The 21,582-nt window shown below is 50.4% G+C and carries 23 protein-coding genes and 1 riboswitch; of the genes, 21 read left to right on the top strand and 2 right to left on the bottom strand.

Annotated elements, in window-relative coordinates; genetic code table 11:
• Window positions 1–10: 10 nt before the first annotated feature.
• The 21 genes from MCG46_RS08015 (at window position 11) to nagA (MCG46_RS08115) (ending at window position 20,367) form a co-directional block, all read left to right on the top strand.
• Window positions 11–304, top strand: coding sequence for a competence type IV pilus major pilin ComGC (locus MCG46_RS08015; protein ID WP_006060297.1), 294 nt, complete (start codon window positions 11–13; stop codon window positions 302–304).
• Entirely contained in the window at window positions 294–611 is a 318-nt protein-coding gene (locus MCG46_RS08020) for a prepilin-type N-terminal cleavage/methylation domain-containing protein (protein WP_020223244.1), read from the top strand. The genes MCG46_RS08015 and MCG46_RS08020 overlap by 11 nt, the downstream gene beginning before the upstream one ends.
• Window positions 601–852 carry a hypothetical protein gene (locus MCG46_RS08025; RefSeq protein ID WP_240279166.1) on the top strand — a complete coding sequence of 84 codons (252 nt, stop codon included), beginning with the start codon at window positions 601–603 and terminating at the stop codon, window positions 850–852. The genes MCG46_RS08020 and MCG46_RS08025 overlap by 11 nt, the downstream gene beginning before the upstream one ends.
• Window positions 789–1,220, top strand: coding sequence for a hypothetical protein (locus MCG46_RS08030; protein ID WP_240279168.1), 432 nt, complete (start codon window positions 789–791; stop codon window positions 1,218–1,220). Before MCG46_RS08025 ends, MCG46_RS08030 begins: the two co-directional genes overlap by 64 nt.
• Window positions 1,207–1,551, top strand: a complete 345-nt coding sequence (locus MCG46_RS08035; RefSeq protein WP_240279170.1) for a hypothetical protein — start codon at window positions 1,207–1,209, stop codon at window positions 1,549–1,551. Before MCG46_RS08030 ends, MCG46_RS08035 begins: the two co-directional genes overlap by 14 nt.
• Before the next feature lie 4 nt (window positions 1,552–1,555).
• Window positions 1,556–1,924, top strand: coding sequence for a hypothetical protein (locus MCG46_RS08040; RefSeq protein ID WP_020223248.1), 369 nt, complete (start codon window positions 1,556–1,558; stop codon window positions 1,922–1,924).
• Window positions 1,925–1,973: 49 nt separating this feature from the next.
• Window positions 1,974–2,531, top strand: a complete 558-nt coding sequence (gene efp, locus MCG46_RS08045; protein ID WP_020223249.1) for an elongation factor P — start codon at window positions 1,974–1,976, stop codon at window positions 2,529–2,531.
• 110 nt (window positions 2,532–2,641) lie between these two features.
• Window positions 2,642–2,757, top strand: a riboswitch (FMN riboswitch).
• Window positions 2,758–2,856: 99 nt separating this feature from the next.
• Window positions 2,857–3,459, top strand: a complete 603-nt coding sequence (locus MCG46_RS08050) for an ECF transporter S component (RefSeq protein WP_020223251.1) — start codon at window positions 2,857–2,859, stop codon at window positions 3,457–3,459.
• 296 nt (window positions 3,460–3,755) lie between these two features.
• Window positions 3,756–4,799, top strand: a complete 1,044-nt coding sequence (locus MCG46_RS08055) for a hypothetical protein (RefSeq protein ID WP_240279172.1) — start codon at window positions 3,756–3,758, stop codon at window positions 4,797–4,799.
• Window positions 4,799–5,473 (top strand): (d)CMP kinase, encoded by a 675-nt coding sequence (cmk, locus tag MCG46_RS08060; protein WP_240279174.1) that lies wholly within the window; start codon window positions 4,799–4,801, stop codon window positions 5,471–5,473. Before MCG46_RS08055 ends, cmk begins: the two co-directional genes overlap by 1 nt.
• A complete protein-coding gene (gene der / locus MCG46_RS08065) occupies window positions 5,466–6,770 on the top strand; it encodes a ribosome biogenesis GTPase Der (RefSeq protein ID WP_154240354.1) in 1,305 nt (434 codons plus the stop codon). The genes cmk and der overlap by 8 nt, the downstream gene beginning before the upstream one ends.
• Before the next feature lie 12 nt (window positions 6,771–6,782).
• The gene (locus tag MCG46_RS08070) at window positions 6,783–7,772 is read left to right on the top strand and encodes an NAD(P)H-dependent glycerol-3-phosphate dehydrogenase (protein ID WP_020223255.1); all 990 of its coding nucleotides are present in this window, start codon (window positions 6,783–6,785) and stop codon (window positions 7,770–7,772) included.
• Window positions 7,773–7,824: 52 nt separating this feature from the next.
• Complete coding sequence (locus tag MCG46_RS08075; protein WP_240279176.1) at window positions 7,825–11,046, top strand: DEAD/DEAH box helicase; 3,222 nt, start codon at window positions 7,825–7,827, stop codon at window positions 11,044–11,046.
• Window positions 11,047–11,186: 140 nt separating this feature from the next.
• Window positions 11,187–12,029 carry a DegV family protein gene (locus MCG46_RS08080; protein WP_240279178.1) on the top strand — a complete coding sequence of 281 codons (843 nt, stop codon included), beginning with the start codon at window positions 11,187–11,189 and terminating at the stop codon, window positions 12,027–12,029.
• Window positions 12,030–12,343: 314 nt separating this feature from the next.
• On the top strand, window positions 12,344–15,097 hold the full coding sequence (locus MCG46_RS08085; RefSeq protein WP_240279187.1) for a sigma 54-interacting transcriptional regulator: 2,754 nt from the start codon (window positions 12,344–12,346) through the stop codon (window positions 15,095–15,097).
• Window positions 15,094–15,507, top strand: a complete 414-nt coding sequence (locus MCG46_RS08090; RefSeq protein WP_240279189.1) for a PTS sugar transporter subunit IIA — start codon at window positions 15,094–15,096, stop codon at window positions 15,505–15,507. The genes MCG46_RS08085 and MCG46_RS08090 overlap by 4 nt, the downstream gene beginning before the upstream one ends.
• Window positions 15,508–15,572: 65 nt before the next feature.
• Window positions 15,573–16,073 (top strand): PTS system mannose/fructose/N-acetylgalactosamine-transporter subunit IIB, encoded by a 501-nt coding sequence (locus MCG46_RS08095; protein ID WP_020223260.1) that lies wholly within the window; start codon window positions 15,573–15,575, stop codon window positions 16,071–16,073.
• A 12-nt stretch (window positions 16,074–16,085) separates the two neighbouring features.
• Window positions 16,086–16,883, top strand: a complete 798-nt coding sequence (locus MCG46_RS08100) for a PTS mannose/fructose/sorbose/N-acetylgalactosamine transporter subunit IIC (protein ID WP_240279191.1) — start codon at window positions 16,086–16,088, stop codon at window positions 16,881–16,883.
• Window positions 16,876–17,688 (top strand): PTS system mannose/fructose/sorbose family transporter subunit IID, encoded by an 813-nt coding sequence (locus tag MCG46_RS08105; RefSeq protein ID WP_020223262.1) that lies wholly within the window; start codon window positions 16,876–16,878, stop codon window positions 17,686–17,688. Before MCG46_RS08100 ends, MCG46_RS08105 begins: the two co-directional genes overlap by 8 nt.
• Window positions 17,689–17,928: 240 nt before the next feature.
• The gene (gene nagA / locus MCG46_RS08110) at window positions 17,929–19,149 is read left to right on the top strand and encodes an N-acetylglucosamine-6-phosphate deacetylase (protein ID WP_240279193.1); all 1,221 of its coding nucleotides are present in this window, start codon (window positions 17,929–17,931) and stop codon (window positions 19,147–19,149) included.
• A gap of 15 nt (window positions 19,150–19,164) precedes the next feature.
• Complete coding sequence (gene nagA / locus MCG46_RS08115; protein ID WP_240279196.1) at window positions 19,165–20,367, top strand: N-acetylglucosamine-6-phosphate deacetylase; 1,203 nt, start codon at window positions 19,165–19,167, stop codon at window positions 20,365–20,367.
• 43 nt (window positions 20,368–20,410) lie between these two features.
• On the opposite strand, the gene MCG46_RS08120 is transcribed toward nagA (MCG46_RS08115), so the two are convergent.
• Complete coding sequence (locus MCG46_RS08120) at window positions 20,411–20,887, bottom strand: DUF3021 domain-containing protein (protein ID WP_240279198.1); 477 nt, start codon at window positions 20,885–20,887, stop codon at window positions 20,411–20,413.
• Between the two features lie 9 nt (window positions 20,888–20,896).
• Window positions 20,897–21,337, bottom strand: a complete 441-nt coding sequence (locus MCG46_RS08125; RefSeq protein ID WP_020223266.1) for a LytTR family DNA-binding domain-containing protein — start codon at window positions 21,335–21,337, stop codon at window positions 20,897–20,899.
• Window positions 21,338–21,582: the final 245 nt, after the last annotated feature.

Below are 21,582 nucleotides of genomic sequence, written 5' to 3' on the forward strand. Positions count from 1 at the left end.
GAGAATTAAGATGAAACGAGGATTTACATTGTTGGAGATGATTATTGTTGTCAGTGTATTGGCGATCTTGTTTTTATTGTCTGTCCCCAATATTCAGCGGGTGATGAAAATTGTGGATGAAAAGGGCTGTGCTGCCCAGCTGAAAGTGATCGATTCGGCAATCCTGCAGTACAAGCTGGATACCGGTCAGCTGCCGCTGAGAATAAACGATCTGGTTTCAGCCGGTCTGTTAACAAAGCAACAGACGGAATGCTCCGGCGGCGAACAGCTGGAGATTCGCGAGGGTCAGGCCTATGTCCGCTAAAGCTGGGATGACGTTCGTCGAAATGTTGTTGGCACTGGCGGTTCTGTCGGTTTGCGAGCTGTTAACTATACCGTTGATCAGAGAGCCGGATTTAAGTCCGGGCCAGTTTATCGCTGAGGTTTTGCCGTACCAAGCCCAGGCGATCCGTGAAAACCGGGAACTGAATGCTCAAATTAGTGCGGACCCCCTTGTGCCGGTTCGCATACACTACAATGCGAAGGGGCGGATTGATCAGGCTCGAACGCTGTGTTTCAGCCGGCGCTGTCTTGTGATGGAGCTGGCAGGAGGGCGAATCGTTGGAAAATAAACGTGGTTTTCTTTTAAGCGATGCACTGATCGCGATTGCGTTGTGTACAGCCTGCCTGCTTTTAGTCGGCGGGTTGCTGAGCAGCCGGTATCATCTGGATGAAATTGTCAGGCGGCAGCGTCAGGAAAGCAATCAACGTTTAGCTGAGGCACTGCAGGCAAAGGGGGAATGTCCAAGATGCACGCCGCTTCCAGTCGAAACGCTCGATCCGCTAGTTCCGCCCGAGCCGGAAGCATCCTGATCGATCTGCTTCTCAGTCTGTGGATCATTGCGTTGTTTTTGCCGTTGATTCCTGTGATCGTTAATTTGTTGAGCAGGCAGGATTGGCTGATGCGTTCAGCCCAGGATCAGATTCAGCTGCAGCAGCTGCGCCGGCTGTTGTTAGGCAGCGAACAAATCGAAGTCAGCCATGATCAGCTCGCATTCTATGCCGAAGGTCAGAACCGACGGTTAGTCCAGAGCGGAAACTGGCTGCTGGTGCAGCCGGGAACCTGGATTTTTTTCGATCAGGTCATCTCGGTTCAGTTTGAACAGCGGCAGGATCAGATCTGGATGCGGTTAGTAAGCGAAACGGGGGAGTGGGAGGCGATTGTCGGTGATGCTCAATAAACGGGGATTTGTCAGTCTGTTCTTCTTATCCTGGTTTCTGATCATCAGTGCCTGGGTGTCGCTGGGCTATCTTCAGCTCCGTGCGGAAATGGATGTCGCGCAGCAGCTGCAGCTGAGCGAGCAGCAGGATCTGCGCTTGATTCCAATCTTCCGCTGGGTTCGTTGTCAGCTGCAACAACAATACCGCTGCGATGGCTGGCGGCCGGAAATTCAGGCGGATGTAGCGTGGTCACAGGGTGCAGTTGAAATCCGAACAGAATTTGAAAAAATTGCGTTCAGATTGGATGAAACTGATCGGAAAGTGACAAACTATGAGATAGAGATGAGGTGAAACGATGAAACAATTCATTGACAGTCTGATTGCATCGGTGTTTTTTCTGATCCTGATGCTGCTGGGGGAAACGCTGCAGTTTCTGCCTTCGGGAAGTTCCGCTTTTCTGACCTGTGTGTACGGTGCTGAGCTGTTCTTTGTTTCCTGGGTTTTGATGTATCGGTCTAAAAATACAGTGGAACTGCTTGATTTCTTTGTCAGTGCTGTGATCCTGGGAGTACAATTTCTGATTCTGGGAGGACGCCTGGATTTTGATCAATGGTGTTATCTGAGCTTTGCAACGATTGCTTCTACGATCAGTTTTGGTTGCAACCGCCGCTTCGGCAATCGCATCCATCTGGAAAATCGTCGCCCGCAGCCGGGAAATCATTGACAAAATCGGCTATTCCTATAAAATATACTAGGTAGGATGGTGAATAGTAATGATTATTGTCAATGATTTAAAACCAGGAACAACATTTGAAAATGAAGGTAATATTTTTGTCGTTCTGGATATTCAGCACAACAAAACTGCGATGCGTCAGATGATCGTTAAGGTCAAGGTTAAAAATCTGCGTACCGGAGTCATCAACGAAATTTCCTTTACCGGCGGCGATAAGGTTGAACAGGCTCATATCGACAAGCGGGAAATGCAGTATCTGTATGATACCGACGATGCGTTAGTCTTTATGGACAATGAAACCTATGATCAGATTGAAATCCAGAAGGATCATCTGGAATGGGAAATGAAGTTCATGAAACCAAATGATAACGTAACCATCTCGATGTATGAAGGTGAAATTCTGGGAATTATTCTGCCGGATAAAGTCGAGCTGCAGATCGTTGAATGCGAACCAGCTGTTAAGGGTGATACAGCGACATCCGCTTCAAAAATGGCGAAGCTGGAAACGGGCTTGGAAATTCGTGTTCCGCTGTTTATTGAACAGGATGAAATGGTCGTCATCAACACGGCGGACGGCAAATATTCCGGACGCGCTTAAGCAGTCATGAAAGGTTTGGTCAGAGAGTGATCAAATCTTTTTTCATTTTCCGCTGCTTTTTTTGTGGAATGTCTTTACAAATAGACTTGTGAAGGTTATGATAAAGACGATGAAAACTTCAGGGCAGGGTGCAATTCCCGACCGGCGGTAAACCCCGCGAGCCAAATTTGGCTGAACTGGTGAAATTCCAGTGGCGACAGTACAGTCTGGATGAAAGAATGTTTTTTTTCTTTTTCATAGAGTGATTCCCCGAAGGTTTTGTTGAAACCTTTTTTTGTCGCTTCGGCATAAAAAGTGAAAGTTGTCAGAAATAGGAGGAAAAACGATGACAAACAGAAAATTTTTCAACATTAAAACCATGGCTAAGGTCAGCATCTTGGCAGCGATTGCCTTTATCCTGATGGAATTTGATTTCCCGATTCCATTTATTGCCCCGCCGTTTTATAAGCTGGATTTCAGCGAAGTTGCGGTTTTGATCGGCGGTTTTGCGATGGGGCCGCTGGCCGGGGTTGCGATTGAGGCGATGAAGGTCTTCCTAAGCTGTCTGTTCTTCGGTTCCGGTACGGCTTATGTCGGGGAATTGGCGAATTTTGTGATGGGCTGCGCGTTTATTCTGCCGGCCGCCTGGTTCTACCGCCGGCATAAAAATCTGAAAAGCGCACTGATCGGCATGATCTTCGGAACACTGTCGCTGATGCTGGTCGGCGGTCTGACGAATTACTTTGTTATGCTGCCGGCGTATTCGTTCTTCTTTCATATGCCGCTGGAAGCGATCATTTCCATGGGGGCCGAGGTTGTTCCGTTTGTCAACAATGCGTTTACGCTGGTGCTGTTCTGCACGACACCGTTTAACTTGATTAAGGGCATTGTGACATCGCTGATGGTCTTCTTACTGTATAAGCATATTTCACCGATCCTGCACCGCTAAGATACGGACAAACGTGGGGACGGAGGCTGAATCAGCGGGAAACCGAAAAGGGCTGTGTCAGCGTTTGTTGTGATAAGCATGAAGCCGGGAACGCTCCGGCTTTTTCTTTTTTTTGCTGTGAATTTCTGTTGGATGGGCTGTGACGGATTAAAAAAAGCAACGTTGTTGACTGGGCAGGAGGATCATTTCTGTTCATTCGACAGACGCTTTCATAAAAGAATCCAGACAAACCGTCAGTTTTCTTCGCAACTGAGGTCAATTTTTGATATAATGAAAAAGATTAGGAGGCACTGTGTATGCAGAATATGTCGCGTAAGGCTAAATATGAAAAACTGAGGCAGGAATTGCAGAACGATGCGGAATCGCAGATCAGTACAAAGGGGATTTCCGCTTATGCTGAACGGTTAAGCCGTTTGGATACCACTGCAACTCAACAGCTGGAAGTGAAGGAAGAAGAAAACCATGATCCGATCCATCTGCGCCGCGAAGCTTATTTTGCGGATGAAACGCAGAAAGAGAAGGCAGGGACGGCAACCTCTTCTTTTAATAATGAATATCTTGACGAATACATCAGCGAAGTAAAGGAGTACAACAAGCAGCGCGGACTGCTGGCCAGCGAAGATACGCAGGTCAATATTTTGAAGCAGCTGCGCGAGCAGAGCTCAATCCGTCCGTTTGAGGAAAAAATGGTTAGCACCAGTAAGGATAATCTGCTGGATGATATGGATATTCCTTCTTTTGTGCTGCCGGAAGATGATACGCTGCGCAACACGATTTCATTGGAGGTCAAACAGCTGCTGGATCAGAGCGGCAATAGCCAAGAAATGCTGAAAACGTTGGAACCGGCGCCGGAAATCAAAAAGCCGCGGCGCATGAAACCGCCGGTCGAGGAGGAAGAATTTACAGACAGTCAGCCGATCATTGAAGAGGATGACGAGGAAGATGACGACGAATGGGATGACGAAGACGAGGAAGAAACGAAGAAGCCGCGTTGGAAGCTGTTCGGCCGTCGTCATGATGACGAAGACGACGAGGAAGATGAAACTCAGGAGGACGATGAGGATTGGGAGGATGATGATGAAACCCAGCCGCACCGCTTCTTCGGTAAACTGCGTTCGCATATGCAGGAGGAAAAAGAGCTGCGCGAAAAGCTGATGAGTGAAACTGTTCAGCTGCGGGCGCAGATGGATGACTATGAAGATGAGCTGAACGATATGAACGATTCAGTTTCCTATACCAATCGTCTGCTGAACTTTATTTTGGTCCTGCTGATCCTGGCGCTGCTTGTGGTTTTAGGCATCGTCGTATACTGGATCCTGCTTCAGAAAGGAATTATTTAATGAAATTGAACATTGCGATCGACGGGCCCAGTGCCGCCGGAAAAAGTACGATTGCTCGGCGATTGGCCCGCGAGTGTGACTATATCCATCTGGATACCGGAGCGATGTACCGCTGCATCGCTTACAAAGCTTTAAATCAGGGCGTCGCATTGGATGATGAAGCGGCGCTGGGAAGTTTGATCGATCAAACGGAAATTCGCTTAACCCCGCAAGGGCAGGTGTTCCTTGACGGTGAGGAAATGAAGGATAAAATCCGTTCGGACGCGGTTTCAATGGCCGCCTCCCAGGTTTCCTCATGGAAGATAGTCCGTCAGAAATTAGTGGAGCGGCAGCAGAAAATGGCGCGCGATAAAGGGGTCGTCATGGACGGCCGGGATATTGGCACAGTCGTGCTGCCGGATGCGGAAATTAAGATTTTCCTGACTGCTTCGCCCCAGGCGCGGGCCCAGCGGCGATTCTTGGAGAATCAGCAGAAGGGAATCAGCTCAGACTATCAACAGCTGGTCGCGGAGATCGCTCAGCGGGATAAACAGGACACGGAACGTGTGAATTCTCCGCTGCGGCAGGCTGAGGATGCCGTGGGCATCGATACCTCAGAGATGACCATTGATCAGGTTGTAGCAGCAATTCAGCGGTTAGTTGAGGAAAAAATGAAGGAGGGAAGCCATGATTAAAGGCGTGGTTGCCATCGTTGGCCGTCCGAATGTCGGAAAGTCAACGATTTTTAATCGAATTCTGGGCGAACGTGTTTCAATCGTCGAGGATACGCCGGGCGTAACCCGGGATCGGATTTATGGAAAAGGAACGTGGCTGACCCAGGATTTCCGCATTATTGATACCGGCGGAATTCAGCTGGAAAATCAGCCGTTTCAGGAAGAAATAAAAGCTCAGGTTGAAATTGCGATCGAGGAAGCCGACGTCATTTTATTCATCGTCAACGGCCGCGATGGCGTAACCGGGGACGACGAATTCATCGCCCGGATGTTAAGACGCAGCGGCAAGCCTGTGGTTCTGGCTGTGAACAAGATTGACGACGCAACGCTGCAGGGCAATATTTATGAATTTTATGCGCTGGGTTTATCCGAGCCGATTGCGGTCAGCGGATCGCACGGCATCGGCATCGGCGATGTGATGGATGCCTTGGTTGAAGCCTTTCCCGAGAAGCAGCAGCCGGAGCTGGAAGGCATTCGCTTTGCGGTGATCGGCCGTCCGAATGTCGGAAAGTCAAGCTTAGTCAATGCCCTGTTAAAGGAAGAACGGGTTATTGTATCGGATATTGAAGGTACGACCCGCGATGCCATTGATACGCCGTTTGAACAGGATGGCAAACATTATGTCGTCGTGGATACGGCGGGCATCCGCAAGCGCGGCAAAGTGTATGAGAACATTGAAAAGTATTCGGTGCTAAGAGCGATGAGCGCGATTGAACGATGCGATGTCGTCTTGTTTGTCATTGATGGCGAAAGCGGAATCCGCGAACAGGATAAGCATGTTGCCGGTTATGCTCATGAAGCAGGCAAGCCGATCATCATTGTTTACAACAAGTGGGATGCGGTGGAAAAAGACGAGAAAACGATGAATCGGGTAACGGAACAGATCCGCACCCAGTTTGTCTATCTGAGCTATGCGCCGATTCTGTTTGTTTCCGCGAAAACCCATCAGCGCGTCAATACCCTGCTGCCGATGATTGAGGATGTTTATCACTATTCGCAGCTGCGGATTGCGACCAACGTCTTAAATGAAGTTGTTATGGACGCTCAGCTGACAACGCCGGCACCGACGCATAACGGACAGCGGTTAAAGATTTTGTATGCATCGCAGGTGGCGGTGGCTCCGCCGACCTTCGTCTTATTTGTCAACGATCCGCAGCTGCTGCACTTCTCTTATCGGCGCTATATTGAGAATCGGCTGCGGGAAGCGTTTGGCTTTGACGGATCACCGATTCGGATCATCGCCCGCAGTAAGGACTAAAGGAGGCGCAGTATGAAAATTTGCGTATTGGGCAGCGGAAGCTGGGGCACAGCGCTGGCACAGGTGCTGGCGGACAATCATCATGACGTGGTTGTCTGGGGCAAAAGCCCGGAGGAAATCGCGGATCTCAAGCTTCACCGGAACACCAAGTATTTTCCCGAGGTTCTGGTCAATCCGGCAATTGAAGCGACGCTGGATTTTGCTGTCGTTGCGTCCGCGGACATTCTGCTTTTAGCCGTGCCGACCGGTGCGGTTGAAGAAGTCAGCCGGCAGGCCGCCGCGGTGCTGGATCATCCGGTCATCGTAATCAATGTCGCGAAGGGCTTTCATCCGACAACCCACAAGCGGCTCAGTGAAGTGATTAAAGAATGCTTTACGCCGCAAACGTTGACCGACGTCGTATCGCTGATCGGACCTTCGCATGCCGAAGAGGTCATTCTGCGCAAGCTGACGTCTGTCAATGCAGTGTGTGAAAACGAAGCCTCCGCTCGCCAGATTCAGGAACTGTTCTCCAATGAATATTTCCGCGTTTACCGCGGGACGGATGTGATCGGCTCGGAAACCGGCGTGGCGATTAAAAATATCATGGCAATTGCCAGCGGCATTATTACCGGCTTAGGTGAAGGCGACAACGCCCGGGCGGCGCTGATGACGCGCGGCCTGGCGGAAATGTCGCGTTATGGAATTGCCCAGGGCGGACGGGCCGAAACCTATTTGGGATTAACCGGTGTCGGGGATTTGATTGTCACCTGTACCTCCCAGCATTCCCGCAATTTCCAAGCCGGCGTGCAGATCGGCCGGCAGGACAGTGCGGAGATCTTCTGGAAAACCAATAAAAAGACGGTTGAGGGCGTGAAAGCGGCCAAGGTCATCTATGAGGAATCCATAAAAAAACACATCAGCATGCCGATCACCGAACAGGTCTACCGCGTTCTCTATGAAGGCGAAAAGCCGTCAAAGGCGATCAAGCTGCTGATGGCCCGGGAACTGAAGTCAGAATAAAAGCCCGTTGCGGGGCTTTTTCTGATGGAATGAGAAGGAGGTGCTGAGACGTATGATTTTGGATGAAACTCAGCTCAGTCAATATTTTGATGAGCGAACGTGGAATCTGGCTCGGCGTTATCATCAGGAACGTTCGATTATCCAGTCACTGTCCGCGGTAGAATACCGCACGCTGCAGCTGATTGAGGTTGAAGCGGTTGTTTATCCGTATCTGCAGCACATCAAACTGTCACTGCATTGGCAAACCGGTGAATTGCTGCGCTTCAGTTGCGAATGTCCGTATTGTGTTCAGGACGAAAAAGCCTGTGCGCACATCGGGGCAGTTTTGATGTTTTTAAAGGAGCGAACCATTGATCATTTTCCCTACTATTACCGTGAGAATGCCGCGGATTATATCCAGCAGCTGCGCCGCCGGCAGATGTTTTCGCAAAGCGAACAGCTGATCGAAACGTATGTCAATGCGGCGGTGCTGGATGATCCGACCCTTTTGCAGAGCGATCCGGTCGGATTGCTTCCGGAGGTCATCTTTTCCAATTCAGAACTGCTGGTCAGCTTTCGGATCGGCCGCAAGAAAAAATACATTCTGAAAAATCTCGGTGAGTTTCTGGCGCGGATGAATGAAGCGGCGATTGTCAGCTATGGCAAGGAGCTGCAGTTCCTGCATGTTCCGGAATCGTTTGACGAAGGTTCGCAGCGAATCCTGCGGTTTATCCGCCGCAATTATGATCCGCAGAAAAGTTTCGGAACGAGTCCGCGCTATGTGAATCTGGTCGGCGGCAGCGTCGATGATTTTTATGAGCTGTTTTTAAATCATCCGGTGATGATGGCGGATGGCCGGCCAATGGTGATGATTGAGGAGAATCCGCAGTTCACGCTGCAGGTAGAAAGCCAGAACCAGGACTATCAGCTGCAGATCACACCCCACGAATATCGGTATCTTGCAAGCAATGAAGCGGACTACGTGTATGTCGGCGGAACGCTGATTCGGCTTCTGCCGCGTTATCGAATCCTGTGCGGACCGCTGCTGAAACGGCTGCAGCAGGGCGGCAAGCTGCTGATCAGTCATGAACAGATCAAGAATTTCTATTACAATGTTCTGCAGCCGATCAGTGAATTGATTCCGGTTTTGGGCATGGAAGATCTGCCGGTTCGCCTGGATCCGTTAGTCACACGGGTGTATATTGACGAGCCGACGCCGCACACGATCATGATTACGATCCGTTTCTGTTACGGCAATAACGAATACATCGGTTTCGATACGCTGACCAATCGGGATAACCGCAATCTACGTAAAGAACAAAAGGTGCGGGCGATTATCCGGCAGTATGTAACCCGGATTGATACGCTGACCCAAATTGCCTGGATTGAGAAAAATGAAACCAAGGAATTCAGCTTCCTGGCAGAAGGGGTAGGCAAGCTGATGGATCTGGCCGAGGTGTATATCTGTGAATCGCTGAAAAATGTCCAGATTCGCTCACGTGCCTCGTTCTCCGTTGGAGTTCGGCTGACTTCCGGACTGCTGGAGCTGCAGCTGGACAGCCCGCAGCTGTCGTCTGAGGAGCTGGAAGAAATTTTCCGCGGTTATCAGCAGAAGAAAAAATATGTGCGGTTAAAAAACGGCGATTACTTCGCGATCGGTGAAGGGGATACCGAAGAGGTGCTGGCGATGCTGGATGCGCTGCAGGTTGATCCAAAGCAGCTTGCGCAAGGTTCGCTGACGTTGGAAAATTATCGGGCGCTGGCGTTGAATGAACGTTTGATGAGTACGCCGGAAATCAAGGTGGAACGCGATCAGGAATTTAAGACGATGATCCGTGATTTCAAAAATATCGAAGAGAGTAAATTTGACGTACCGCCGTCAATGCGGAAGATCCTGCGGACCTATCAGAAGGAAGGCTTCCGCTGGCTAAAAACGATTGCGCATTATGGCTTCGGCGGAATTTTGGCGGACGATATGGGTATCGGCAAGACGCTGCAGATGATCGCGGTGCTACTGGATGCTCAGCTGCACAACGAAGCCGGCTGCAGTCTGGTCGTTACTCCAGCTTCGCTGATCCTCAACTGGCAGGCGGAAATCCGGCGGTTTGCGCCGCAGTTAAAATGCGCCTGTGTTCATGGAACATTAAAAGAGCGTCAGGATCAGTGGGCACTGGCCGATCAGGTCGATGTTCTGATCACTTCTTACGACTATGTCAAGCGCGATGAAGCGATGCTTAAACCGCTGCAATTTCAGTATTTGGTACTGGATGAAGCGCAGGCGATCAAAAACCAGCGAACCAAGAGCGCCCAGGCAGTAAAACAGATCCAGGCTCGCCATCGGTTCGCCTTAACTGGAACGCCGATTGAAAATTCACTGGCAGAACTGTGGTCGATTTTTGATTTTCTGATGCCGGGGTATCTGTTCAGCTACGCCCAATTTAAAGAAAATTACGAACTGCCGATTGTGCGCTATCAGGATGAGGAACGTCTGACACTGTTAAAGAAACTGGTGTCGCCGTTTATTCTGAGGCGGGTCAAACAGGATGTTTTAAAGGAACTGCCGGAGAAGACGGAAACAGTGCTGCAGATCGAATTCAGTGAAGCGGAAAAGAAGCTGTATCAGGCCTCTTTGCAGCAGATTCAGACGCAGCTGGCGCAGACGCTAGACCAACCGGCCAACGTCGGCAGTTCCAAGATCATGATCCTGGCGATGCTGACGCGGCTGCGGCAGATCTGTTGTGATCCGGGGCTGGTATTTGAAGGATACGGGGGCGAGCGAAGCAAGCTGGCAGCCTGTATGGAACTGATTGAAAATGCGGTGGACTCCGGCAAGAAAATTTTGGTATTTTCCCAGTTTACAACGATTCTGGACAAACTGCGTCAGGAATGCGAAAAGCGGCAGATCGCTACTTATCTGTTAACCGGCTCAACGCCGAAGCAGCAGCGTTTTGATTTGATGGAAAGCTTTAATCGGGATAAAACACCGGTCTTTCTGATCTCATTAAAGGCCGGCGGGACCGGGCTGAATCTGACGGGGGCAGAGATTGTCATTCACTATGATCCATGGTGGAACTTGTCGGCTGAAAACCAGGCCACCGACCGTGCTTACCGAATCGGTCAGACGCGCAATGTGCAGGTCGTCAAGCTGATTGTCGAGGGAACGGTAGAAGAGAAAATCAGCAAGCTTCAGCAGCAGAAGCAGCAGCTGTCGCAATCGGTTATCGAAGGCTCTGACGGATCGATTGCCGCAATGAGCCGCGAGGAAATTCTCGAACTGTTTGAAAACGAGTTCTAAATGATACGGCTTTCATTCAAATAATTGTTTGAAATGCCGTTTTTATTTTGTGAAAAGGGGTTGTCAAGGTGGATATACGCTGTTATAATGGGTTAGATTTTTATGTTGATATTCAAACTATCTCAAGGAGGAGAACCGATATGACAGTTCGTATTATTACTGATTCCACCACCGACGTCACACCCGCGGCAGCCCGGCAGCTCAACTTAGGCGTTGTACCGCTCAAGGTGCTGTTTGGTCAGGAGGAATACCGTGATGGAATCGATTTAACGATGGAGGAATTCTATACCAAGCTGACCAGCAATGATCAGCTGCCAACCACTTCGCAGCCTTCACCGAATGATTTTCTGACCGAATTTGAAAAGGCCAAAGCAGCCGGTGAAGAAATCGTTGTGCTGACGTTGTCCAGTCAGCTCAGCGGCACGTATCAATCCGCCCAGCTGGCTAAGGATTATTGTGAATATGAACCAATTTACATCGTCGACAGTTTATCGGCGACGATCGGAACACAGCTGCTTTTGCGCGAGGCGATTGAGCTGCGGGATGCGGGTCAGTCGGCATCGCAGATTGCCCTGCGGCTGGAACAGCTCAAGGAACGCGTTACAATTCTGGCGGCGGTGGATACGCTGGAATATCTGGTTAAAGGCGGACGGCTGTCCAAGGCTGCAGGCTTCGCCGGATCTTTGCTTGGAATTCATCCGATGATCACGCTGGCGGAAGGCAAAATCAGCGTTTTGGGCAAGGCCCGCGGCAAGAAAGCGACGCTGCAGCTGTTCTGGCAGCAGATGGAAAAACTGGGAATGCCGGATCAAACTTTTGAGCCAATCTTTGGTTATACCGGAAATCGGGAAGCGGTTGAAGATCTGATCACCTTCATGGATGAAAAAGCGATTGTCAGTCCGCAGGTGTGCGGCGTCGGCAGCGTAATCGGAACGCATACCGGACCGGGTGTCAGTGCGATTGCCTATATCCGTCAGGCATAAACGAAATAACGTTGGAAACATAAAGCTTGTTTTCCAGCGTTTTTTTATTTGTCATTTTTGATTGCGGCTTTGCAGGAACCCGCGACAACGACAGGGACTTTCGGTATCATAGAAGGCGTGATCGTGCTGATATTTCGGATGAGTCATCCTTTCTATTTATAGCTGAACAGAGTTTCGACACTCACCACACCGGGATCTGAAGTGTCAGATTTTCCCATATTTGAGCCGGCAGTGTTGAATCTTACTGGATCTAAAGATTTTTTGGGTGAATATCCTATAATGAAGCCATCAGCCGATCTGAATGAGGTGAGAGAATGAATAAAACGAAGGAAGAGATTCTCATCTGGCTGAAAAACCAGACCCGGATTTACGGACTGACCCAGCTGGAACAACGAACGACGAAACAGATTGCCGAGCAATTGAATCTATCGCGGACATTGACGAGTCAGTATCTGAACGAACTGTGCAAAGAGCATGCGTGCATTAAGATCAGCTCCCGTCCGGTGTATTATCTGGCTCGTGAAGAGCTGGAAACAAAGTATCAGGTTACGTTTGTGGATGAAGAATATTTCAATCTCGACGATCTGATGCAGGTGCTGAATCAGAAAACACCGCAGTGCCGGAATTTTGAAAAAGTGGTGGGTGCGGAAGGTTCATTGGCAGGTTGTATTGCCCAGCTGAAATCAGCGATGCAGTATCCCAGCGGTTTGACCGTAATTTTGGAAGGGGAGCGCGGCAGCGGAAAACGTTTTCTTGCCCAGTCGGCATTTGAATTTCTTGCCGATCAGCATGCAATTTCCTCTTCAGCGCGGTTTGTACGCCTGACGATCAGTCGGGAAATGTCCCAGCATCGTCAGCTGGTTGAGCTGTTTGGCGGGGAACTTGAAGGAAAACCCACAGAAGGGTTGATCGAAAAAGCGCGGGATGGGGTTGTCTATCTGGCTGAGGCCGATCAGCTGAGTGCGGAATGTCAGCTGAAGCTGGCTGAGCTGATCCGTTCCGGCAGCTATACGCGGACCCATCAAACCCAGCCGGTTCTGAAAAATACCGCCCGCTTTATCCTTTCGCTGACCAGCCGTGCAGCACAAACGCTGCAGCCGGAGCTTCTGCTGAACATTCCGGTGCATTGCCAGATTCCCGCCTTTTCCCGCCGGCCGGTGCAGGAGAGGGAAGAACTGGTCATCCAATTGCTGCTGAAGGAACAGCGAAAACTGGGACGCGAGATCCGCATGTCCGCCCGATTGTTCGGAGCACTGAGCGCCGATCTGCCGGAGCTGAATCTGGCTGAGCTGAACAATGGCTTAAAAACGATGTGCGCCGCGGCGTATTCCCAACAACCGCAGGCTTCCGTGCTGGTTTTAAAAGCCATGGATCTGCCGCCCGAGCTGTTTAGCCGATTGCCGTTAGGGCAAATGCTGAGACCGGCCGAATCAACGCCGCTGGCGATTGAACAGTTTCGCCGTCAGGATGGCAGCGATCAGATTTTAAAGCTGTTTGATCATCTGCTGGACAGCCATCGCGATTATTATAACAACCACCATGTGTTCGCTCAGTTTCTCGATCAGGGACTGGCGCGGATGCGGGAATATTACGATACGATTATCTTTGCGACAAAAGAAGAGGACAGCCGATTAGTCTGGATCGAAGCACAGATCCGCCATGAACTGGAGGCTCTGGATCTTGACCAGCGGCTGACGCTGCCGCCTAACTGCAGCTTTGTGCTGGCTCGCATGACCTGTGCCTTAGCCCGGATTCATTCCAGTTTGGCTTTGTGGGAAAGTCAGCGGCGGGAAGCTATTCAGCTGTGCCTGAACACGTTGCGCCAACAGCTTCCGGAAGCGGCATCGTTAGCAGAGGCTTTGATCGAAAAGCTCTGCGCCGGCCTGGAAATGCAATCACAGCCGTTAAACACAATCTTTCTTACGCTGAATCTGAGGTTCTACAACCAGGAACCGCTGCGTCGGCAAAGCTGCGGCATCATCATCAGTCATGGCTACTCCACGGCTTCCAGCATCGCGGATGCCGCGAATCAGCTTTTAGGAAAACGGATATTTGATGCGTTGGATATGCCGCTAGATACTGAGGTCAAAGCGATCGAAAAGAAACTGAACGATTTCATTCGATTTCATTCCTATCTGCGTTCCTTGATTCTGCTCGTTGACATGGGTTCGCTGGAAGGTCTTGCCGAACATCTGGACTGCATGATGGAAGTCGGCATCATCAACAACATTTCCACCGGTTTGGCGCTGGATATCGGAATGCGTTTAAGCCGCGGGGAAGAATTGGAAATGATTTTGAAATCAGCCTGTGAGAGCTATCAGTGCCGCTATCGGATTCTGATGCGGAAGCAGAAAGAAAAAGCGATTGTGTTTACCAGCGATATTTCAATCAAGATCAGCGGCAAGTTGGCAGAGCTGTTTGCCCGCTCGCTCCCCCGGCCGCTCAACATCCGTTTTATTGAAGCTGATTATGCGACGCTGCAGTCTGCGGCACAGCGAGCATCGTTGTTTGATCGCTACGAGGTTCTGCTTTTAATCGGTCCGTTAGGCTTTCATCCGGAAAACGTCAACACGATGGCGTTAGAGGATATCGTCAGCTTCCGGACGATGGAACCGCTCAATGAAGCGCTGGATGGGGAACTGAATGAGGCGGAGCTGGACTTGTTTCAGCAGCAGCTGTTAAAGAACTTCTCGCTACAAAGCTTAATGGAAAATCTGACGATTCTCAATCCGGCGCGGCTGTTGGACTGTGTTTATGAAGCGGTCAGTGAACTGCAGCGGCAGATGCAGCGGCGCTTTCAAAGCCGGACGTTAGTCGGGATTTATATTCACGTCAGCTTTTTGATCGAACGGCTGGTCACCCGCACCGCGATTGAATCGCTGGCTGATCTGACGCCGTTTATCAGCGCGCACAGCGACTTCATCGACCAGGTCAACATCAGCTTTGCGTCGCTGTTGAAAAATTACAACGTCACCGTTCCGATCGATGAGATTTCTTATCTTTACGATTATATCGAAAATGATCGGCAGGATTTGACGAGAGGCAACATGCAGGAGGAAGGACTATGAGAGAAATCATTCTAGCCTCCCACGGCGCTTTGGCGGCGGGGATGGCGGATACAGCCCAGATGATCATCGGCGATCAGCCGGGCTTAAGGGTATTGTCCCTGCAGCCGGGCAGTCATCCTGATGCTTTGAAGCGTCAGATTGAAAACTGGCTGGCTGAAACATCGGCGGACGAGGTTCTGATTCTCACAGATTTGTGGGGTGGCAGCGTCAATAATGCCTTGTTAGGTCTGACGCAGGATCCGCGCGTGCATATCATCGCCGGCATGAATTTGAATCTGGTGCTGCAGCTGTGCCTGAGCCCCGAGCCGCTGGCGGACGTAATCCCTACGGCGCTGAAGGAGGCGCGGCAGGGGATGATCTACGGCAATGCCGTTCTGGCTTGTCCGCAAGCCGAAGACGAGCTGTTTTAAGCCGTCATGAACATGGAATTCACCGGAATGATCCGGAGAAATCAGAAAAGAAAGGAGGAGTGAAAATGATTAAGATGCTGCGAATTGACGACCGGCTGCTGCATGGTCAGGTGGTGTTCATGTGGACGAAGCAGTTAAACATTAAAGGCATTATCGTGGCCAATGATGAACTAGTCAACGATCCGATTCAGAGTCTGGCGATGAAGCTGGCGGTTCCGGAACATCTGAAGCTGCTGATCAAGACCATCGATGAAGCGGCCAAGCTGATCAATGATCCGCGGGCAACAGGCATGAATATTCTGGTCGTGATGAAAAATCCGATTGATGCGGCGCGTCTGCTGCACAAGATCGAGGACAAGGCTGTGATTGAGTGTGTCAATATCGGCAACAGCGGCCGGATTGACAAAGGGGATCGGATGATGATGACCAAGGAAGTCTATGTTGACGCTGCCGACATTGCGGCGATTGAAGAGATTCTGGCAACGGGACTGCCGTTTGAAATTCAGATGATTCCGACAAGCAACAAAGTTCAGGTCAAAGAGGCGTTGAAAAACGTCAGAAAATAGGGAGGGCTGTTTATGACTTTGATTCAAGCACTTCTGATCGCTCTGGTAGCGGCACTGGGCCAGGCTGCCGGCGATATCGGCGGCAACGTGATGGTCAACCGGCCGATCGTTCTGGCGCCGATTGTCGGTGCGATCTTAGGCGATTTACAACAAGGGTTAATGATGGGGGCTGCGCTGGAATTAATCTTCTTAGGCGTCGTTTCGATCGGCGGCGCAACGCCGTCGGATGCCAACATGGGTTCAGTATTGGGAACGGCTTTTGCCATGAGCATGCATCAGGGCGTGGAGATCGCACTGGCGCTAGCAGTTCCGATCGGCATTCTCCAGCAGATGGTCAAGTATCTCATTTATTTCTTCCGTGCAACAACGATGCACAAGGTCGAAGAATTTGCCGAGGCCGGCGATTTTGGAAAAATCACGCGCTTCCATTTCGGTCATTGCGCCCTGTATGCTGGCCTGTACGGTCTGATCGCTTTTGTTTCACTGCAGTTTGGCGCCAGTGCGATGCAGACATTGGTTGAGAAAATCCCGGCGATCATCATCACCGGGCTGGGCGCAGCCAGTCAGATGCTGCCGGCGGTCGGATTTGCACTGTTAATGAATATGCTTTGGGATAACCGGCTGTGCGTCTTCCTGTTTTTCGGATTCATCCTGTCCGTTTATCTGAATCTGCCGATCATCGCGATTGCCGGTATTGCCTTAACCATCGGAATTATTATGATCGTCCAGGATATCAGTGCCAGCCGCGGCCAGCGTACTGCCGTGCCAATGGATGCCAAGAGTGAAGAGGAGGCGTTCTTCAATGAGTAATGAAATGAAGCACGAAGAGAAAAAACTGATTCATCAGCTGTTCTGGCGTTCCTTTGCCCTGGAAGGCTCATTCAACTATGAAAAGATGCAGGCACTCGGCTTTGCCTGGGCGATGTTTCCCGCGATCAAGCTGTACTGCAAGACACCGCAGGAGCAGGTAGAGGCCTTAAAGCGGCATACCGCTTTCTTCAACATCACCCCGAATATCTGTACGTTCTCCCTAGGCATGGCGGCTTCCATGGAAAAGGAATATGCGCAGAAAAAGGATATGGATCCGGCTACAATCAATGCTGTTAAGGTTTCGCTGATGGGGCCGCTGTCAGGAATCGGCGATTCCTTCTTCTGGGGGACTTTCCGCGTGATCGCTGCCGGCGTCGGAATTTCGCTGGCTCAGCAGGGAAGCATTCTCGGTCCGATTTTATTCCTGCTTCTGTTCAATGTTCCGCATCTGATCATCCGATATTACTGTACGGTATGGGGATATCAGCTGGGCAGCAAGTTTATCCAGACTTCGTATGAAAACGGTCTGGTTTCGCACATGAGCAAGCTGGCCACGGTCATCGGTCTGACGACAGTCGGTGCTATGATCGCAACGATGGTTACCTTCAATGTCGGCTTTAGTGCGCAAATTGGGGAAACGACGCTGGTGCTGCAGGACGTGTTCGACCAGATCATGCCGAAAATCCTGCCGCTGTTATTGACTCTGGGCGCCTTTGGTGCGATTCGCAAGGGTGTCAAAGTCAATACGGTAATTTTAGCAATCTTTGCGTTCGGTCTGATCGGAACCTTGATCGGTCTGCTATAATAATCTTAATCGACGGGCGGCTCGTTTTATCCGAGCCGCTTCTTCAATAAGAATCAATGAGGATTCTTTCACCTCGACCGGTGGCAAGCGGAATTACGAAAAACAAAAGAACGGCAGCGGTGGGCAAAGCGAAATCGGCATCCCCGCTGTCATGAAGTCAGTCCACACATCGATAGAGGGGTCGTCCTCGGTTCAAGGATCGAGCATGGATTGAAACAACTGAGAAAGGAGTTGGAAATCTTGCATCAAGAAACAAGTTCATTTTACAGCCGTCATATCGTCACGGAACAGGGTACAGTGGAAGGCGTACTGCAGATTAGCGGAGGGAAGATGACCGAGCTGATTCTCCATCCGACTGCACAACAGATCGCCCAGGCGAAAGATTTTGGGGATGAGCGGATTTTTGTGGGAATCATCGACCTGCACAGCCACGGTTATCACAGCTGGTCAGCTAAGACGATTGATTCTGAGGAGATTCAGGGATTATCTAAAATTCTGCCTTCTATCGGTGTTACCGCGACTCTGGCGACAACTACAGGCTGGAAGGAACATGAGATGGACATGTTAAGCGCGATTGCCGGGGCTTTGGAGCAGGGAGTATCCGGAGCCAGGATTTTGGGAATTCATATGGAAGGCCCGTTTTTTAATCCGGATAAGCACAATGCGACACCGCGCGGCGAGGTTATCCCGCCCAGTGTCCAAAAGTGCGAGGCTTATTGGCAGGCTGCGCGGGGAAAGATTCGCTATATGACGCTGGCGCCGGAAATTGAGGGTGCTGGTGAAACGATCCGCTGGCTGCGTGATCATAACATTGTTGCGGGTGCTGGACATACCCTCGCCAGTGATCAGCAGATGCAGAAAGCCATTGCCGAGGGCATTCAGGTCTCAATTCACACCGGCAATGCGATGCGTCAGATTGACCGCCGGGATATCGGAGCGCTGGGAGCGGCCTTACTGGATCCCGATGTCCTCTGCGAGATCATCTGTGATTTCTATCATATCGCACCGCGAATGCTTGAAATCATGTTCCGGGTTAAAAACAACTTTGATAAATTCATCATGATCTCCGATTCCGACACGCTTTCCGGTGTTGCACCGGGCACGTATTTCGCCTATGGCAAGCGCGTGAATGTGCATGCGGACGGCCGAATCCTTTTGGATGACGGAACGATTTCCGGCAGCTCCAAATTTGTTTTGTACGGAATGGAGAATCTGATTGAAAAGCTGGGCATCCCAGCCCATATTGTCAGCCGGATGGCGTCGCTGAACCCAGCGAAGCTGTTGGGCATGGAGAATCAAAAAGGATCGATCGCAGCCGGCAAAGACGCTGATTTCTTCATTGTCAACGATCGTTATGAGGTGCAGGAAACCTGGGTCGAGGGCCGCTTGGTTTATAAGAACACCGATGTGATCGAAACGAATAAGCATTTTTCCCAGTTCTGCCGGAAACTGGATTCATGATAAGGAGGTCAGAGAATGAAAATACGCTGCAATGAAATCGTAACTCCTACTGGGGTAATCGACGGATTAGTCGTCATCGAAAATAAAAGGATCGTCCAAATCGTGCCTGCGGAACAAATCACAGATACGCAATGGGATCAAGATTGGCAGGGGTATAAGCTGCTTCCGGGACTGATTGATATCCATACCCATGGGTATTACGGCTATTCTGCACTCTCCGTCAAGCGTGAGGATTTCCATGCGCTTTCGCATTTGATGGCTGCGGTCGGCGTGACGAGTTATCTGGTAACGGCCGGGGATCATAATGCCACAGAAATGGAAAATCTGAAAGCCATTGCCCAGGCGATTGAGGATCAGCGTCACGGTTTGAATCAGGAAGCGCGAATGCTGGGCATTCATATGGAAGGGCCGTTCCTGAATCCCAACCGCCGCGGAGCCTTTCAGCCAGAGGAACTGTTAGCGCCCTCCATCACTAAAATGCAGGCTTATATGGAAGCCAGCCAAGGACAGATTCGCTATATGACCCTGGCGCCGGAGCTGGATCCCCAGGGGGAACTGATCCGTTTCTGCCGCACTCAGAATGTTTTGCTCAGCGGCGGCCATACTGTTGCGACCTATGATGAATACAATCAGGCGATAGCGCAGGGATTGTCCTGTTCCACCCATACCGGCAATGCGATGCGGCAGATGGATCGGCGCGAGCCGGGAGCGTATGGCGCAGCTCTACTTTCTGATAAAATTTACAGCGAAGTGATCTGCGATCTGTTTCACATCAGTCTGCCGATGCTTGAAATCATGTTCCGGATCAAACCGATGTCGGGTTTTATCATGATTTCCGATTCCGGACCGATGAGCGGAATGCCGTCCGGCACGTATACCATCCGCGGTCATCGCCGCACGATCAGTGAAGCGGGATTGGTGCTGTTAGAGGATGGAACGATTGCGGGCAGCTCTAAGAACATGCTTTACGGCGTAAAGAACCTAGCGGAAATCTTGCATAAGCCGATTACCGAGATTGTCAAAATGACCTCGGAAAACCCCGCCAGGCTGTTCAAGCTTGAACACAAGGGTGCGATTGAAGTAGGCAAGGACGCCGATCTGATTGTCGTGGATCAGCAGTATCAGCTGATGAGCACGTTTGTCGAAGGGGTTGAGGCCTATCGGCAGCATGATCCAATGACCGTGAATCCGGATTTTTTAAACCCGGATGCAGCGTAACGAAACAAAGGAAAAAGAGAAAAAGAACTGCGGTCATTGCTGATCACAGTTCTTTTTGATTGGTGTTTCCGCGAGTATTCAGTTGTTGATTGAGCTGTCTGATTTTGCGTTTCATCGTGGCGAACTGCCAAAACCAAATCAGGGCATAAATAAGAAAGAACAGGCTGAAATAAAAGCCGATGCCAGGCAGGCTGTGCGGCATCCACCATAGGCAGTAAGCAATCGGCAGCGTCCCGAATGAACAGACAGTCAGATGCACCAGCGTCTGTTTCAGCAAACTCCAATTTTCGATTGTCCAGATCAGACTGGCTAACGCCCAGATCGCGCCGTAAAGCAAGGAACAGATTGTCTGCACAAGCATCGCGCTGACTTCGGTTTTGCAAAGTAAGATTAATTCCGGAACGACAGGATAATACTGTCCGTTGTTGTGCATTAACGAGATGCCAAGGGTGATCAGCGTAGAAAGGGCAACACCCGCTAACGCTCCCACCAGCGCAGTCATCATGATTTTCTTTTTCATCATTTCACCTCATATTCCGCATGTCTGCTTAATTTTTGAAACGTAACGCCGTGAAACAAAAGTTCTCTCACCATTGACCATTGTCACGCCGATGGTGCCGGAATAGCTTAAATCAAAATGTTTTACTTTGTCCAGATTGATCATTTCGGAATGGGATATCCGGACGAAGCTGCCGGAAATCAGCCGTGTTTGAACTTCCTGCAGCGTGAGCCGGATAATACATCGGCCTTTTTCAGTTTCGGCTATGGTTTTCTTCTCCTCAGCATAAATCCGCAGGATATCGCGCGGATGAAGCAGAATAAGCTCCTCGTTCTGAAATCCGGGAAGATAGACGGCTGGTCCTTCCGATAACGACTGAATCAACATCTGAATCTCGTCGGTGAGCTGCCGGGCAACGAGGATGATTTTGCATTCGGTACAGGTTTCGTCAATCTGAATTTCAACTTTCATGTTCATCACTCCCTTAGGTTTGAGGTCTGGCTGTTCTCAGTATATCGGATTTTACCCGTTTATTCATTGGATTTTGGATAAACGGTTGATTTCGCGGGACAGTCGGCCTGCTTACCGGATGAAGTAAACAAGCTCAGGTTAATCTGCGGGAAGTAAAACTGCAGGAAAAGCGCAGGGAAGGGAAAGCAGCCTAATCAAAAAAGCCAGTTTTTCATTCAAATTTAACGCCGCTTTTGATATAATGA

Source organism: Holdemania massiliensis, assembly GCF_022440805.1.
Lineage (GTDB): Bacteria > Bacillota_I > Bacilli_A > Erysipelotrichales > Erysipelotrichaceae > Holdemania > Holdemania massiliensis_A.

Coding starts and splice junctions, on each gene's coding strand:
- MCG46_RS08120 (WP_240279198.1), bottom strand. CDS start 20,887: ATGAAAAAGAAAATCATGATGACTGCGCTGGTGGGAGCGTTAGCGGGT.
- MCG46_RS08125 (WP_020223266.1), bottom strand. CDS start 21,337: ATGAAAGTTGAAATTCAGATTGACGAAACCTGTACCGAATGCAAAATC.
- efp (WP_020223249.1), top strand. CDS start 1,974: ATGATTATTGTCAATGATTTAAAACCAGGAACAACATTTGAAAATGAA.
- MCG46_RS08030 (WP_240279168.1), top strand. CDS start 789: ATGCACGCCGCTTCCAGTCGAAACGCTCGATCCGCTAGTTCCGCCCGA.
- MCG46_RS08090 (WP_240279189.1), top strand. CDS start 15,094: ATGAGAGAAATCATTCTAGCCTCCCACGGCGCTTTGGCGGCGGGGATG.
- nagA (WP_240279196.1), top strand. CDS start 19,165: ATGAAAATACGCTGCAATGAAATCGTAACTCCTACTGGGGTAATCGAC.
- MCG46_RS08040 (WP_020223248.1), top strand. CDS start 1,556: ATGAAACAATTCATTGACAGTCTGATTGCATCGGTGTTTTTTCTGATC.
- MCG46_RS08020 (WP_020223244.1), top strand. CDS start 294: ATGTCCGCTAAAGCTGGGATGACGTTCGTCGAAATGTTGTTGGCACTG.
- MCG46_RS08015 (WP_006060297.1), top strand. CDS start 11: ATGAAACGAGGATTTACATTGTTGGAGATGATTATTGTTGTCAGTGTA.
- MCG46_RS08095 (WP_020223260.1), top strand. CDS start 15,573: ATGATTAAGATGCTGCGAATTGACGACCGGCTGCTGCATGGTCAGGTG.
- MCG46_RS08070 (WP_020223255.1), top strand. CDS start 6,783: ATGAAAATTTGCGTATTGGGCAGCGGAAGCTGGGGCACAGCGCTGGCA.
- MCG46_RS08075 (WP_240279176.1), top strand. CDS start 7,825: ATGATTTTGGATGAAACTCAGCTCAGTCAATATTTTGATGAGCGAACG.
- MCG46_RS08055 (WP_240279172.1), top strand. CDS start 3,756: ATGCAGAATATGTCGCGTAAGGCTAAATATGAAAAACTGAGGCAGGAA.
- MCG46_RS08100 (WP_240279191.1), top strand. CDS start 16,086: ATGACTTTGATTCAAGCACTTCTGATCGCTCTGGTAGCGGCACTGGGC.
- der (WP_154240354.1), top strand. CDS start 5,466: ATGATTAAAGGCGTGGTTGCCATCGTTGGCCGTCCGAATGTCGGAAAG.
- MCG46_RS08080 (WP_240279178.1), top strand. CDS start 11,187: ATGACAGTTCGTATTATTACTGATTCCACCACCGACGTCACACCCGCG.
- MCG46_RS08085 (WP_240279187.1), top strand. CDS start 12,344: ATGAATAAAACGAAGGAAGAGATTCTCATCTGGCTGAAAAACCAGACC.
- MCG46_RS08105 (WP_020223262.1), top strand. CDS start 16,876: ATGAGTAATGAAATGAAGCACGAAGAGAAAAAACTGATTCATCAGCTG.
- MCG46_RS08050 (WP_020223251.1), top strand. CDS start 2,857: ATGACAAACAGAAAATTTTTCAACATTAAAACCATGGCTAAGGTCAGC.
- cmk (WP_240279174.1), top strand. CDS start 4,799: ATGAAATTGAACATTGCGATCGACGGGCCCAGTGCCGCCGGAAAAAGT.